Annotated in this window: 14 protein-coding genes; 5 read left to right on the forward strand and 9 right to left on the reverse strand. The window is 46.7% G+C overall.

What is annotated here, in order from left to right:
• Positions 1-22: 22 nt before the first annotated feature.
• Both ACQ5DJ_RS26715 and fmdA read right to left on the reverse strand, forming a co-directional pair.
• Positions 23-334 carry an FmdB family zinc ribbon protein gene (locus tag ACQ5DJ_RS26715; protein WP_429845077.1) on the reverse strand — a complete coding sequence of 104 codons (312 nt, stop codon included), beginning with the start codon at positions 332-334 and terminating at the stop codon, positions 23-25.
• A gap of 36 nt (positions 335-370) precedes the next feature.
• Positions 371-1552, reverse strand: coding sequence for a formamidase (gene fmdA, locus ACQ5DJ_RS26720; RefSeq protein WP_429845078.1), 1182 nt, complete (start codon positions 1550-1552; stop codon positions 371-373).
• 483 nt (positions 1553-2035) lie between these two features.
• Between fmdA and ACQ5DJ_RS26725 the strand changes: the two genes are divergently transcribed.
• The gene (locus tag ACQ5DJ_RS26725) at positions 2036-3358 is read left to right on the forward strand and encodes a sigma-54 interaction domain-containing protein (protein WP_429845079.1); all 1323 of its coding nucleotides are present in this window, start codon (positions 2036-2038) and stop codon (positions 3356-3358) included.
• A 55-nt stretch (positions 3359-3413) separates the two neighbouring features.
• Here the strand turns inward: ACQ5DJ_RS26725 and ACQ5DJ_RS26730 are convergent, their stop codons facing one another.
• A complete protein-coding gene (locus ACQ5DJ_RS26730; protein WP_429845080.1) occupies positions 3414-4331 on the reverse strand; it encodes a phosphotransferase in 918 nt (305 codons plus the stop codon).
• Between the two features lie 53 nt (positions 4332-4384).
• The gene (locus ACQ5DJ_RS26735) at positions 4385-5020 is read right to left on the reverse strand and encodes a helix-turn-helix transcriptional regulator (protein ID WP_429845081.1); all 636 of its coding nucleotides are present in this window, start codon (positions 5018-5020) and stop codon (positions 4385-4387) included.
• A 220-nt stretch (positions 5021-5240) separates the two neighbouring features.
• On the opposite strand from ACQ5DJ_RS26735, the gene murB reads away from it, so the two are divergent.
• The 3 genes from murB (at position 5241) to ACQ5DJ_RS26750 (ending at position 7897) form a co-directional block, all read left to right on the forward strand.
• Positions 5241-6143 (forward strand): UDP-N-acetylmuramate dehydrogenase, encoded by a 903-nt coding sequence (gene murB / locus ACQ5DJ_RS26740; RefSeq protein WP_429845091.1) that lies wholly within the window; start codon positions 5241-5243, stop codon positions 6141-6143.
• A 23-nt stretch (positions 6144-6166) separates the two neighbouring features.
• The gene (locus tag ACQ5DJ_RS26745) at positions 6167-6520 is read left to right on the forward strand and encodes a HesB/IscA family protein (protein ID WP_376897661.1); all 354 of its coding nucleotides are present in this window, start codon (positions 6167-6169) and stop codon (positions 6518-6520) included.
• Positions 6521-6706: 186 nt separating this feature from the next.
• Positions 6707-7897, forward strand: coding sequence for a multidrug effflux MFS transporter (locus ACQ5DJ_RS26750; protein ID WP_429845082.1), 1191 nt, complete (start codon positions 6707-6709; stop codon positions 7895-7897).
• A gap of 69 nt (positions 7898-7966) precedes the next feature.
• Here the strand turns inward: ACQ5DJ_RS26750 and ACQ5DJ_RS26755 are convergent, their stop codons facing one another.
• From ACQ5DJ_RS26755 to ACQ5DJ_RS26770, 4 genes are all read right to left on the reverse strand, one after another.
• Positions 7967-9988: an endonuclease MutS2 gene (locus ACQ5DJ_RS26755; protein ID WP_429845083.1), complete on the reverse strand. Its 2022-nt coding sequence runs from the start codon at positions 9986-9988 to the stop codon at positions 7967-7969.
• Between the two features lie 361 nt (positions 9989-10349).
• Positions 10350-10820 (reverse strand): macro domain-containing protein, encoded by a 471-nt coding sequence (locus ACQ5DJ_RS26760; protein ID WP_429845084.1) that lies wholly within the window; start codon positions 10818-10820, stop codon positions 10350-10352.
• A gap of 18 nt (positions 10821-10838) precedes the next feature.
• The gene (locus tag ACQ5DJ_RS26765) at positions 10839-11225 is read right to left on the reverse strand and encodes a hypothetical protein (RefSeq protein WP_429845085.1); all 387 of its coding nucleotides are present in this window, start codon (positions 11223-11225) and stop codon (positions 10839-10841) included.
• 23 nt (positions 11226-11248) lie between these two features.
• Entirely contained in the window at positions 11249-11812 is a 564-nt protein-coding gene (locus ACQ5DJ_RS26770) for a putative glycolipid-binding domain-containing protein (RefSeq protein WP_429845086.1), read from the reverse strand.
• Positions 11813-11967: 155 nt separating this feature from the next.
• On the opposite strand from ACQ5DJ_RS26770, the gene ACQ5DJ_RS26775 reads away from it, so the two are divergent.
• Complete coding sequence (locus tag ACQ5DJ_RS26775) at positions 11968-13428, forward strand: flavin monoamine oxidase family protein (RefSeq protein ID WP_429845087.1); 1461 nt, start codon at positions 11968-11970, stop codon at positions 13426-13428.
• A gap of 62 nt (positions 13429-13490) precedes the next feature.
• On the opposite strand, the gene ACQ5DJ_RS26780 is transcribed toward ACQ5DJ_RS26775, so the two are convergent.
• Entirely contained in the window at positions 13491-14060 is a 570-nt protein-coding gene (locus tag ACQ5DJ_RS26780; protein WP_429845088.1) for a GNAT family N-acetyltransferase, read from the reverse strand.
• Between the last annotated feature and the right edge of the window lie 259 nt (positions 14061-14319).

A 14319-nucleotide genomic window follows, 5' to 3' on the forward strand; every position in this document is an offset into this window, starting at 1 on the left:
ACGCCCTTTTCATCAATACCGTTTAATGCCTTACCATCCAAGGGCGTTTACCTCCACGGCTGTGGGTATGTCCCCGATGTGCCTGACTACCGTGGCTATGGCTGCACCCTGCTCCTTCATGGGAATGCGATTGTTTCCGTACAATTTTCGGTTCCACCCCACGCTCGATCCGTTGGCGTAGCGCTTGCGGTGTCATGATCAATCCTGGTGCAGCATACAAACGCTTTGACAGCTGTTGGCAATCGGGGCAAGCAACACTCTCTATCAACTCGCTCATCTTCAGCCACTGAACAAATGGACCACATTCCTCACACATGTAATCGTATCTCGGCATCGTATTTGGCTCCTTCTTTCGGGGTCTTTTTCTTGGCTACTTCGGCAAAATATCTCGATCAAAAATGCTTGTCGGGATAGACAAGGTGCAGCACGCGTTCGGAATATCGACGATCCCCGCAATTCTCCCCTCCACCGGGGCCGTACCCAGCAGCATGTAGGCCTGCTCTCCTGTGAAACCCATCGCTGTTTTCAAATACTCGATGGCATTCAGACATGCATTGCGGTAAGCGACATGCGCATCCATGTACAGCTGCTGCCCTGTCGTCTCATGGACGGAAATTCCTTCGAAAACGAGGTATTCTGTATAGCGAGGCTCTACTGGACCCGGTTTGAATACAGGGTTGTTCACGATGTTATACTTCGCCATCCCGCCCTTGATTACGTCCACATGAAGATCCAGCCAACCAGCCATTTCAATTCCGCCGCAGAAGGTCACTTCTCCGTCTCCTTGTGAAAAATGCAAATCGCCCATGGACAGCTTCGCTCCATTTACATAAACCGGGAAGTAGATGCGAGTGCCTTTGGACAAGTTTTTAATATCGCAGTTTCCGCCATGCTCGCGAGGAGGGACCGTTCGAGCCGCTTCTCTGGCAATCCGATCAAACTCGGCTCCTTTTAGACTGCCCAACACGGCACTGTGCGAGGTCGGCAAATTCGCGAGTGGCGGCATTCGCTCAGGATTTGTCGCTACGAGGTCGCTCTCTCTTCGATTCCAGCGATCCAGTAGCTGATGGGACGGTGCCGTACCGATCAAGCCTGGATGAAGAATGCCAGCAAATTTGACTCCCGGCAAATGGCGAGAGCTCGTGTAAATGCCGTGGAAATCCCAGATCGACTTGGCTGCTTGCGAATAATGATCGACGAGAAAGCTCCCGCCGTTTTCTTTGGCAAAAATCCCGTTAAAGCCCCATTCCGATTGTGGGAGTGCCCCGATATCGAGAATATCGACAACCAAGAGGTCGCCTGGCTCTGCTCCATTCACCCAGACAGGTCCACTGAGCACATGGACACGATTGAGATTGACATCGCGAATGTCGGAAGGGTCATCGTTGTTAGCGATCTGCCCGTCCGTCCAGTCCTTACATTCCATGCGGAAAACAGCTCCTGGATTCACGGAGACTGTAGCTGGAATGTCTGGGTGCCATCTGTTGTGACCAGGTGTATCCTGCTCCTCCATCGGCTTGTTCAAGTCAACTCGAAATAATACTTCTGGCATGCTGCTTCCCCCTCACTTGTTCAAAATTGCGTATGCCGTACATACACAAAAAGAAGCAAATGACATGCCAATGCTTGCTGGTCCCGACAAAAATTTGATGATACCGATTCTTTTGGCTATTTTCTCCTGTATACTTAATAAAAAGAGCTTGTCGCAAAACAGGTCATACAGTTGATCTGTCTTTGACCGGAAAAGCCCCTCCTCTCTTGTATCACTTTCGTCATTGTGTGTCGTTTGTTTCCCTGCTCCCTTGTCGGACACCTGTCCCATGATCGAACAGACAAACTATAGCCAAGAAAGGATGCGAGAACGATTTTTGAAGCCGGCATGCTGCTCTCGTCTTTCAATTCTTCCTCCATAATCGAGCGTCCCCATCATCGTGCGATCTCTCATGCTGTCTTTCAATCTTTCTATCAGCAATTAAAAGCCTCTGCGAATCTTTCACCATACGAATTTTCTTTGATTAGAGATGAGCTAATCCATTTGCTACAAAATGGCTCTTTGCCGCTTTTCCCGCTATGCCTTTCCACTACGCGACGTTCTTCCGCACTCCAAACTGATCCTATGATTCCACCTCTCAGACATGCCTCTCATTCTGTTCCCAATTGGAAGAGTCTTCTTTTCGCATGGGCCGAAAACAGTCAAGAATACCTAATCGTACTCAGTGAAGAGCGCGTCGTACTTTTTGCTAACAAGCGGGCACAAGAACGATTTTCGTTATTGGAAGGCCTTGTTCTCGAGGCGGATTGGGAGCAAGAACGCTTAACCAATTGGTACTTGGAGGAACTCGATCTGGGGGAAAAGACGTGGTATCGCCTCTTTCTTATTCGCCCATGCACGTCAGCCTTGTCAAAGACCGTTAGCAGTTACTCGTTTTCAGAGATTCATACAAAGAGTCCCCTCTATCAAGCCCAATTACATACAGCGCATATCGCTGCACATTCTCTATCAAACACGTTATTGCTCGGAGAAACAGGCTGTGGCAAAGAAGTCCTGGCACGTGCCATCCACTCGTCCAGTTCGCGAAAAGACGGTCCTTTTCTTGCAGTCAATATCGCAGCACTTCCGCGTGAACTGATCGCGAGTGAGCTATTTGGATATACGGAAGGAGCTTTTACTGGAGCAAAAAAAGGAGGGCAATCGGGAAAATTTGAAGCAGCAAATGGAGGAACGCTCTTTCTCGATGAAATCGGGGAAATGAGCATGGAGCTTCAAGTGCTATTGCTACGCGTCCTCGAAGAACGCAAAGTGACGAGATTGGGCTCTCACGAAGAAAAGCCATTGGACATTCGGATTATCGCTGCCACCAATCGTTCCATAGAGGAAGAGGTACGGAATGGACAGTTTCGTGCAGACCTTTACTACAGGCTCAATGTCCTGCAAATACGCATCCCTTCCCTCCGCGAACGCAAGGAAGACATTGCAACCTTGGCTGACGAGTTCCTCCAACAGCTTCATACCCAATACGCTGGCGGTCCGACAAGTATCTGTGAATCTGTCCTTGCGATCTTGCAGCAGCATTCATGGCCCGGAAATATTCGTGAGCTGCGCAATATCATGGAGAGAGCCTTTTTACATGCGTACGGTGATTCGTGGGTCACCTCTCACCATCTTCCGAGCGAATGGCAGCAGCAATATGGACCGCAAGAAGGTTCCGGTGAACCTTTGCCGTTATTGCGCGAATTAGAGCGACAGACGATCCAGCAAGCCATCACACAAGCTCCGTCCATCAGCGCTGCAGCCAAAAAGCTAGGAATTGCGCGAAGCACTCTGTATCGAAAAATGGAAGAGTTAGGAATTGGATAAAAAAATCGGGGGATAAGCTTAAGCAGCTTGTCCCCCGAAACATTTTACCGATGCCCTATTCGTCAGCAAGTGCTCGCCTTATCGTCATTCTTGCTTCCTCTGCCACTTCTTCGTCATTGTGATCAATGGCTTGCATCCAGAGCAGCATCGGAATGTACACCGCCATCATCTTGGCCAATATTTTTGTCTCTTCATCCACTTCTCCATACGCATGAAAAAAAGGCTGGCGGGCTTGTGGCGGTAAAAAGCTGTAGGCCACATTTAAATCCGCTCCCGGGTGACCCACATTGAGATCTCCCCAGTCAATGATGCCTGCTATATGCCCAGCTTCATCTACCAGCATATTTTTCACATGCAAGTCTCCATGCAGAAGCACTTCACGCGGACTTATTCGGTCTATCACGACTTGCCCTAAATAATTCGCGATCGCATCCCGATCCTCTGCAGAAATATGTACAGCTAAGGTAGACAAGAACGTCTGCATCTTTTCTTTTCTCTGCGCAATGTCCAGGAGGTTCCTGTGATCCTGTTCGATCCCGTTCTCGCGGGCACGCTGGAATGGAAACGCGTGCAAACTTTTTAAAAACGTCGCAAGTTCCACTACCGATGAAGCACGCTGCTCGTCGGTCAAGCCTCTTGGAAACGTACCCGGTACATACGTATACCCCAAAAAAGGGAATGGATAGTCGCTGTTTGGTTCCCCATAAAAAACTGGCTTCGGATACGGTATCGTCAGGAATGCCGCAAGCATTGGCAGCAGCACCCCTTCCTTTTTGATCAATTCAACAGCGACATTCCGCCTGGGAAAACGAAAAACATATTCGTCCCCCACTCGAAAGACCACGTTATCCCAACCATAGCCGATAAGCTTGATGGGCATAGAAGATAGCTGTGGAAACTGACTGTGGATGAGTGCGCGTGCCAATGGTTCAGATACTTCCCAGTCAGCATCCCATGGATTCGAGTTGGTCATTGTTTTCGTTCCCTCCCATTTGCCGTTTCATCTGCCGTGATGATGCTTTGTAGCTACGATTGCGTAGAATAGATCTGATAGACACATTTCTTTCCGCCGATTGCCACGCATTCCGTCCGTTCTACGCTCGTCTGAAGTAACGCTCGGTAACAATTAAGCTCTCTTGTACAGATCATCTGATACCGATCTGCTACTTTAAAATATGGACAATTGTGTTGCGTGATCACAAATTCCTCATCGCTTACCTGTTCCCATCTCGCCATAAATCCGTTCTCATCTTGGATGCGTGCCATCTCTGCCACCTTTTCAGATAGCTCTTTTCCTTCCATTTGGGCCTCGTATTTCTGGATAATCTTCTCTTGCTGCCTTGCGAAAAATTGATCCACTCGGTCTTCCCCGTCTGCAAGCACGATATGCTCCATCAAATCCACGGCTAATTGCCCGTAATCATTCGGAAATTGTTCGTTACCTTGCTGTGTTAACGAATAGTAGTGCATCGGTCTGCCTGCTTTTTGACGACCTACTCTGCACACAACATAACCGTCTTTTTCCAAGTAGATCATTTGCCTGCTGACAGCTACCTTTGTGAGCTCTAGCCTGTTTTGCAAATCCTTTGTGCTGAGCTCTCCTTCCCTTTTCAACAACAATAGAATGTATTCACGTGTTGATAGATGTCTATATCTCTCCATTTTCTCTTCGCCCCTTTATTGGAAAAGAACGATACGCTCACAGTATATGTCCTTTGTATAACTAATTCAACAAACATGTTTATAAAGTGACATTCTTTGCTCATCGTGAGGTCTACGCAACTGCAATTTATTAAACATTTTAGTTGAATATATATAAAATTGTGCATATACTGTAGTTGCAGTGCAAGGTGTTTTTTTCCAAGAAGGATAGGTGAAACGTATGAAACCTGTATTCTCGCTTCTCCGTGAAAGACAGGTCGATGTGACTTACCAGGAGCCTTTAGCGGCACATACTACCTGGAAAATTGGCGGACCTGCGGATTTACTGATTACACCGAGTAGTAAATCCCAACTGATCTTGGTCCTACAAATACTGAATGAACATCATATCCCATGGATGGTGATAGGAAAGGGCTCCAACCTTTTAGTCACAGACAAGGGGTATCGTGGCGCGGTCATTAAATTAAACAAGGCTTTGGACTATGCTCGAATCGTCGACAATCAGATTTACGCAGGGGCCGCCTACTCCTTGATCAAGCTGGCAGCATTGGCAAACAAGCACAGGCTCAGTGGCTTGGAGTTCGCAGGAGGAATACCCGGGTCTGTCGGGGGCGCTGTGTATATGAATGCAGGGGCGAACGGATCGGATATATCGGACATTTTCCATTCAGCTGAAGTGATCACACAAACAGGAACCATTCACTCCTTGCGTGCTGTAGATTTGGATTATTCTTATCGCCACTCTTCCTTGCAAGATACTGATGTCATTATCACGGAAGCTATTTTTAAGCTGACCCCGCGCGACAGCGAGAGCATCAAGCTCCAGTGGAACCAATATAAGGAAAAACGTTTAAAAACACAGCCTCTGCCGTTTGACTGCGCGGGGAGTGTATTCAGAAACCCGCCAGGCCATTTTGCTGCAAAGCTCATTGAAGAAGCTGGCCTAAAGGGCATGCGATACGGAGGCGCGGAAGTATCGATCAAGCATGCTAATTTTATTATGAATACCGGTAATGCCACCGCACTTGATGTATGGACACTCATGAGTCAGATACAGGAAAAAGTTCACAGCCAATCAGGCATTCACCTTGTTCCTGAGGTTGTGATCGTAGGTGAACGGTAAGCATCAAAAAGGGAGGTCTCACGATGATTCAAATTAGCGAAGCTGCGGTCACTCGCATTCAAAATATGCTCGAACAAGAAAGCTCTTCTCTCTTCATTCGTTTTGGCGTAAAGGACGGAGGGTGCTCCGGGATGACCTATGGACTCGGTTTTGATGATATCTATCAAGAAGGCGACACCACAATCGATATTGATGGTGTGAAGCTGGTCGTCAATCCGGAAAGCTATCCGTATGTCGATGGCGTCGAAATCGATTACAAAGAAACAGGGATGATGGGTGGATTTACGATCCAAAATCCGAATGCAGTCGCAACCTGCGGCTGTGGAAGCAGCTTCCGTACAGCTCTACATCGAGGGAAAAGAGAAAAGTGCGAGTAGACCACAGACGAAAATGACTTGTCACCGATTCCAGACGAATGCTATTCTATTGAAAAAATTCCCCCTATTACTTATGTAAGGTGACAATATGCTTTCATTTTCCAGACTGATCAAATGTAAACCCCCAATCCCGTAATCTCCCTCCTACGCTGTTTGAGATTTTCGGAATATAGGGGGAATGTACAAGTGAATAGAAAAATCTCAACACCATCTTTGTTACTGTTAATGATCCTGGTGGGTTTTCCGCAAATTAGTGAAACGATCTATACACCTTCGTTACCTGATATCGCCAATAGTCTCCATGCCAGTAACAATACGATCCAACTGACACTCAGTATTTACTTCCTCGGTTTTGCCTTTGGTGTATTTTGCTGGGGAAGACTTTCTGACACTATCGGTAGACGCCCTGCCATGCTCTGGGGAATATTTATTTACGGTTTGGGCAGCTTTGGATGCTATCTCTCCGATTCGGCTGATTGGTTGTTATGGAGCCGCTTCATTCAAGCCTTCGGTGCGAGTGCAGGATCGGTGGTAACCCAAACCATCTTGCGAGAGAGTACTGACACCACTAAGCGTCATGTTGTTTTTGCTCAGATTTCAGCTGCTCTCGCTTTTACGCCTGCAATTGGCCCATTAATTGGTGGTTGGGTGGATCAATCGTTTGGATATCAGGCTGTTTTTTTCACACTGATTGCGATGAGCGTAGCGATCTTTGCTTACGCGTTTGTATCGTTGCCTGAGACCAAAATGTCTACAGCTTCAAGCATAAGCACACTTGCTGTAGCCAAACGACTTGTTACGGACAAAAGGATTTGGGCTTTTGGATTCTTAATCGGAGCGACAAATGGCATGTTGTTCAGTTACTATGCCGAAGCTCCCTTTATTTTCATTGCGTTTTTCGGCATGACACCTGGTGGGTTTGGGTTTTTGGGTATTTTCGTAGCGTTGGCTTCTGTGATCGGAGCCATGCTCTCGAAAAAACTGCTAACGAAATACCCGGCTGAGAACATTATCCTAATCGGCTCACTGGTGACGATATTAGGGGCAGTATGCCTCACAAGCTTCACTTTGTATGGAGTGAGTCCGTCCATTTTCTCGATGGCGATCATGGTAGCCTCTATCTTTACTCTTTTGCTGGGGATTGGGATCATGATTCCAAACTGCCTGAGTTTAGCCCTTGTCCAGTACAGCGATGTACTCGGGACTGCTGGCGCTATTTTTGGTTTGGGTTACTACATCGTCGTCAGTCTTATCACCAGCGGCATGAGTTATTTTCATACTGGCTCGCTCGTCACCATGCCAATCTACTTCTTGCTATTGGCGATCATCATGGTGCTTGTTAGTAAACAAATGACGGTTAGCCATACAGCCAAGTAGCCCATTTATCCTATCAACATCAAAAAGCCGATTCTCTCTTAGAGAAAATCGGCTTTTTGCCCGTACTCGTCACCCCTCCCGCTTCGTCTCCATCGATAATCCTTCGACATGCTTGCGACTCATCATTTTGCGCTTCTTCCGGTTTTCTTTTGTCTCGAACACGATGTCCATGTCATAATCGGCTGGATACAGTTCTTTGCCCTCAATATGCAAGACGAGGCGTTTTTTGTTGATTTTATACTTCTGATTTTGAATCATGACGCCAACGATACCTTTGGAGTCCTCCGCAGCAAACACGATGCCGGTTCTCCCCAGATAGGAAATGAACACACAATCACCAACAGCAAATGGTTTGTCACGCTCAGGTTTGGCTAATGTATCTGCTGCTTTTTCGGAATTCTCCTGTGGAAGCTGCTCTCGTCTTTCCTCTTCCACGTCTACGTCTACTTCCACTTCTTCTGACTTTTCTATTATTCCTGTCTCCACATACTGGGGAGCCTCATACTCTTCCTGCTCAACGCCTTGGTATTGTTCCAGCCTTTCCATAGTGGTAGTGGTAGTCGTGAATCCATTCCGAGTGATTTCCCGAGAACGCTGAATCATCTCAGACGGGATACCCAGCTTCAGTGCGATCAGGAATGCGTAGCTCTGGCCTGCTTCTCCGATTCGCAAGCGATACAGTGGCTGCAAGGTCTCCTCGTCAAATTCCATTCGTGCATTTTGGAACCCGGCAGTTGCGGAGGCAAAATTTTTGATTTCGTTGAAATGCGTATTCACAATCACCGTCGCACCTCTTCGGTGCAGCTCCTCCAAAATCGCAATCGACAAGGCGACACCTTCTCCTGGATCTGTACCGGTAGCCATCTCATCAATCAGAACGAGGGTCGAGGCGTCAGTAACCTGCAAGATTTCTAGGACATTATGAATATGCGCGGAAAACGTACTTAACGCTTGCTCGATGCTTTGCCCATCCCCAATATCTACCGCGATGTTGCGGAAAATGGCGAAGCGACTTCCTTCCTGTACAGGTACGAGCAAACCTGACTGCACCATCATGGTTAACAGCCCAATGGTTTTCAACGTCAATGTTTTCCCGCCTGTATTGGGTCCTGTAATAATAAGCGATTTGTACTCTCGACCAATTTTCATATGGAGCGGCACCATTTTCGGACCGAGTAGCGGATGCCTTGCTTCCCTGACATCGATGATCCCTTTTTCGTTTAGTTCGACATTCACGCCTCCGATTGCCAATGCGTACTTCGCTTTTGCGAAAAGGAAGTCATACATGCCAACCGTCTCGACATTCACAGTGAGTTCATACGTATATTCTTCTGCGAATGCGGACAATTGCATCAGTACTTTTGTTACTTCGCGTTCTTCCTCAGCCTTGAGTGCGCTAAGCTCGAACTGTACGGTGCTGATCTCTGTCGGTTCCATATAGACGGTTTGACCGCTCGCCGATTCATCTAAAACACTGCCAGCCACTTGCTTGCGATGTTCTTTTTTGATGGGAATGACATACCGTCCATTGCGTGTACTAATGACATTTTCTTGCATGATCGAACGATATTTGTTCATGATGGAATCCAGTTGTCTTTTCAGTCGCTCTTCAAATACGATGATGCGCTTACGCACCTTTAACAAGTCTTTGCTGGCGGAATCGACAACTTGCCCATGACGGATGCATTGTTCGATTTCATTTTTCAATTTGGTGGCGTCGTACATCGATGCTGCATAAGAACTCACACGTGGCGCCAATTGTGCTTTTGTCGCCATATATTTCGTTAGTTGTGAGCAACTCGTTAGGAACAGGTACAGATTGGTGAAATCATTTACGCCAAATACATATCCCGTCCCCAGGAGGGAAAGGATTTTCTCCATCCCTTCTAGCGCAGGGATTGGTACACTGGCTCCATTTTGCAGGATGTTTTTGGCTTCTGCTGTTTCGTCCAACTTGCTTCGCACTACTTTGACAGCGTCCATCGGCATCATTTGTTCCACATGCTTTTTCCCTGCGTACGATAAGGCGTATTCCATTACCTTTTCTTTGATTTTGTCGTATTCGAGACGCTGCAATGCTTTTTCATTCATGACTGATTTCTCCTTTTTTATGAAAAATAAAAAAGGGCGAAGAATGAACAAATGTCATTCTCCGCCCTTTTTTTGGGTTACCTAAACAAAACGCAACCAAATAAAAAACCGCGCTGAAAACAGCACGGATTTTGGGCGCAATGATAGGTTTTCACCTAAGGCATTGTATGATATCCGTTGTTCTTAACTAATTCCAAGGCCGATTATCATCCAGCACAAAGAAACTTTGCTACAAGGCAAAATTTCGAATGATGAATCAAGACCTTTTGTATGGAATTGCTTTAGTTAAGAACGACCGCCGACATCAACATCTCTCCCTAGATATGGTTCTTTTTACTATAGCGCATATGATCCTCTACCGTCAATCCGCTTCAAACTTATACACCTTCACACCATAGCCAGCAAAAATATCGTCAAGCTGTTTCCTTACCACATCCCAGTCTCCACCTGCTAATCCGCAGCCGATCCCGTATGGAATGGCGAGGGTCAGACTTTCTTTTTTCGCTAGGGAGAGAACTTCTTCCAACCCTTTTTGCAGCATGTCATATTTCGTGTAGACTCCTTTTTTTCCATAACCGAGCTGTGCGAAAAGGTTGGCAATGTACTTCCCTTCTCCAACCTGACAAAGCAGTACTTGTCCAAGGAGGTCCTCACGTGCATCCGCATACTGCTCGCAATTCCGCTTGTATTCCGTATAAACGCTTGGATATTTGGCTCTTATTTGCTTGGCAAGCCCTGCTCCCATCACACCCATGCAGTTGACCTGCTGCACGATGATCGTTTCCGTAGCTTCCAAAATGTTACCTGACACGACTTGTACCCATTCATTCATGGCAATCACTCCTTTTCCTTACGCTACATGCAGGGCTTTCTTATTACGTCTTAGGAAACGCAGGCTAAAAAAATAAAGCAAAGATGCAATTACACCCAGGACGTAAAACTTGAGAAGCAGCATAAAGGTATGTGTAACGATGAAGAAAAGCATCATGGTTGCGATCATTCCAGCCACGCTGTACAGCATTGCTTCTAGTATGAAAAGGAGACTTCCCTTGTTCCATGGTAATCGCTCCATGACCCAATCAATGATGAGAGATTGCGGAATCCCTAACAGAAACACCGTCGGGAACGTAAACATCGCGACAAAAAGAACCGAGGATCGATCCTGAAAATACAGAAGTGCAACCCCAAATGTAAATAAAAAACTGGCCAGTAAACCCGCAATAAACCTTGCAGCCATGCTAGACAATCACTCCTTGCTCCCTACACCTGCTCACGTATAAACAGGTCTGGATAGTTCTGAACCAACCCATTTGTATCGACGCTGATGTTCTCCACGAATGTTCCCGCCCGGTATTGATAGACAGAAGAATCTCCTTTGCTTTCAAGTAGTGTATATTGCTGCTCAACTTGTCTGTATGTCAGCTCATGGGCTGAGAAATAGGCAACTTGTATAGACTGTGGTTCACGTGGAGAATACGACAAACGACGGATCGGCAGTGTATTCGTGAAAGGCGTACAAGAAATATCGATATCGATACAGCCAAAGAGCACAGGAATGGACTCCCCCACCTCGTTCGTCCATTTTCCCTTGCCATCCGATGAGAGATGCAAAGCTCCTTCTTCGCCCATGATTGCCAGTGAAACCTCTCGCGTGATCCAATTTGAATCAAGGACAATTTCATACTGGATTCTTGTTAATGTGGCGTCATCCAGCCTCCCGATCACCATGCTATTTACGTGAATTCTGTTCGAGCCCTCGCGTATTCTCAAATGCTCATATCCGACACCAGTCGCTGGTCTCCAAATAACATCCGTTGGTAACATACTCGCTCCTCCGATCATTTGTTCCCCTTTTCTCCATCCTATCATTCCTTGGATGAAAATGGTAGAGTCCTGTATGATCGGCTTACACAACACATACCTGAGTAATCCATGGAATAGGATCATAGTACCGGAAAAGAATGGAAAGGAGACAATCTATGAATAATCCCTCCTTCTCCTTAACGCAACCTGACATGCTGTCCATTATTCGCAATGGTCTCCCCCAAACCCACTCCCCCCTCAATATCATCATCGTTGGGGCTGGAATGGCTGGTCTTGTTTCTGCCTCGTTGCTTAAAGCAGCGGGACACAACGTAACGATTTTGGAAGCAGCGGACCGGATAGGCGGCCGAGTTTTTACATTGCGCTCTCCTTTTACCCATGGTCATTATCTAGAAGCTGGAGCCATGCGTATTCCTCACACGCACGAACTTACGCTGGCATACGTGACGAAATTCGCTCTTCCGCTTCATCCGTTTATCAACAGCTCTCCGAACGACATCATCTCCATAAATGGTATCAAGACAAGGCGTTGGATCTATCAACGCGATCCGGATATCCTCCGTTTCCCTGTAGCTCCACATGAAAAAGGCCGTACGTTCGACGAATTGGTCGGGCAAGCCATTAAGCCTATCATCGACTTCATCAACCTCGATCCGGCGAAGAATTGGCCCATCGTCGTCCAAAAGTACGATCGGTTTTCCATGGATCAGTTCTTGCGCTTCAATCCTGTTGGCCCTTCCTTATCCGCTCCCGCTATCGATATGATCAAGGTCATGACTGGCTTCGAAGGATTCCCTGAGCTCGCCTTTCCCGAAATTTTACGAGACTTCATCCTATTCGATCCCTCGACACGCTTTTACGAAATAGCAGGAGGATTTAACCAGCTACCACAGGCATTTCTCCCCCAATTACAGGAGAATATCTACTTTCAACATAAAATGACGCGAATCGTCGAGATGGGGAATCAAATTACCATTTCTGGCGTGCGTACCGACACAGACGAACTGTTTCAGATGACCGGTGATATCGCGATTATTACCATCCCTTTTACCGTTTTGCAGTTTGTTCGAGTTGAACCGTATGATCTATTTTCCTATCAAAAGTGGAAAGCCATTCGTCAACTCCACTATGTTTCCTCATCCAAAATAGGCGTCCAGTTTTCTCAGCGATTCTGGGAAGCACAAGGAATAAGGAGCGGACAAACCGTTACGGATTCGCCTATTCGCCTCTCCTACTTTCCCAACCACGGCTTTGATCAGCCTGGGGGTATCGTATTGGTCAGTTACACATGGGAGGATGACGACCTCCCGTGGCTCAGCATGTCGAAAGAAGAACAGGTTATGCAAGCGGTAAAGCATCTGGCTGACATTCATGGGGAGCAGGTGTACACTACCTTCGTTACGGGGGTTGCACATAATTGGGCATTGCAACCTTATGCTGCTGGTGCCTTTGCCTTATTCAAACCGTTGCAGGAGACGGAATTTGCTTCCCACATTGGTGCGCCTGAAGGAAAAATTTATTTTGCGGGGGAGCACACTTCGAATGAATATCATGGCTGGATTCAAGGGGCGATTGAGTCTGCTTTGCGCGTGGCTGTAGAGGTGGGGAGAAAATGAGCAGGGGGCTGTACGATGAAAGATTCCGTACATTCCCCCGCGGCATATCGATTACGATTCTTTTACGAATTCAACTCATATTCTTTTCGAAGCAGCGCCAGCTTCACAAGATCAATGTACATCCCATTTTCAAATTCCGTTTCTCGATGGATTCCTTCCACTTGAAAGCCAAATTTTTGGAGCAAATGGATGGAAGCCGTATTTCGCGTATCTGCTTCTGCTTCGATTCTGTTTAGATGCATATGCCTAAACCCGTACGCGATAATGGGCCGCATTGCTTCTGACATGATCCCCTTATTCCACCACGAGAAATTCAGATCATACCCAATCTCCGCTTTGTTATGTACAGCATGATAATTTTTGTAACCGCAACTGCCAAGAAATTTTCCTGTGGAACGATCCGAGACTGCCCACCTGAGTCCCTGTTTTTGTTCAAATAAGTCTCGATACCATTGAAGTTCATTTTCAGCCTCTGCTATCGATTGAAACCTTGCTATTCCTACATATCTCGCCACTTCTTCATGTGACAATACTTCAAAAATATCTTCTATGTCTTGTTGATTAGGTTGTCGAAGGATCAATCTGTCTGTTTCGATGACAGGGAATTGATCGGACATAGTCGGGTTACTCATGATAAGAACCTCCTTGTAAACGTAGGATGGGAGATTTTTGGTGCCTACTCCCTTCCATCATCTAGTGAATGATAAGGTTTATTATAGGAAGGACAAGAAGCAGAAGCAATGTATAGATTCGTTTGGATTCTTTGTAACTACGTGACAACATTGTTCTACTGGTGGAAGGAAAGCAGAGTGAAATGAACAAGAAAAAACCTTGATTTGATAATATCCCCTTTGAGTAGACAGTGTAAAAAGCCCGCCCACCTAACGGTGG

Source organism: Brevibacillus sp. FIR094 (assembly GCF_050477165.1).
In the GTDB taxonomy this organism is placed as follows: Bacteria; Bacillota; Bacilli; order Brevibacillales; family Brevibacillaceae; genus Brevibacillus.

What these genes read in the sequence shown, in the direction of transcription:
- ACQ5DJ_RS26760 (WP_429845084.1), bottom strand. Translation starts at nt 10,820, where the DNA reads ATGAATGAATGGGTACAAGTCGTGTCAGGTAACATTTTGGAAGCTACG.
- ACQ5DJ_RS26730 (WP_429845080.1), bottom strand. Translation starts at nt 4,331, where the DNA reads ATGACCAACTCGAATCCATGGGATGCTGACTGGGAAGTATCTGAACCA.
- ACQ5DJ_RS26715 (WP_429845077.1), bottom strand. Translation starts at nt 334, where the DNA reads ATGCCGAGATACGATTACATGTGTGAGGAATGTGGTCCATTTGTTCAG.
- ACQ5DJ_RS26735 (WP_429845081.1), bottom strand. Translation starts at nt 5,020, where the DNA reads ATGGAGAGATATAGACATCTATCAACACGTGAATACATTCTATTGTTG.
- ACQ5DJ_RS26770 (WP_429845086.1), bottom strand. Translation starts at nt 11,812, where the DNA reads ATGTTACCAACGGATGTTATTTGGAGACCAGCGACTGGTGTCGGATAT.
- ACQ5DJ_RS26765 (WP_429845085.1), bottom strand. Translation starts at nt 11,225, where the DNA reads ATGGCTGCAAGGTTTATTGCGGGTTTACTGGCCAGTTTTTTATTTACA.
- ACQ5DJ_RS26775 (WP_429845087.1), top strand. Translation starts at nt 11,968, where the DNA reads ATGAATAATCCCTCCTTCTCCTTAACGCAACCTGACATGCTGTCCATT.
- ACQ5DJ_RS26780 (WP_429845088.1), bottom strand. Translation starts at nt 14,060, where the DNA reads ATGAGTAACCCGACTATGTCCGATCAATTCCCTGTCATCGAAACAGAC.
- fmdA (WP_429845078.1), bottom strand. Translation starts at nt 1,552, where the DNA reads ATGCCAGAAGTATTATTTCGAGTTGACTTGAACAAGCCGATGGAGGAG.
- ACQ5DJ_RS26745 (WP_376897661.1), top strand. Translation starts at nt 6,167, where the DNA reads ATGATTCAAATTAGCGAAGCTGCGGTCACTCGCATTCAAAATATGCTC.
- murB (WP_429845091.1), top strand. Translation starts at nt 5,241, where the DNA reads ATGAAACCTGTATTCTCGCTTCTCCGTGAAAGACAGGTCGATGTGACT.
- ACQ5DJ_RS26755 (WP_429845083.1), bottom strand. Translation starts at nt 9,988, where the DNA reads ATGAATGAAAAAGCATTGCAGCGTCTCGAATACGACAAAATCAAAGAA.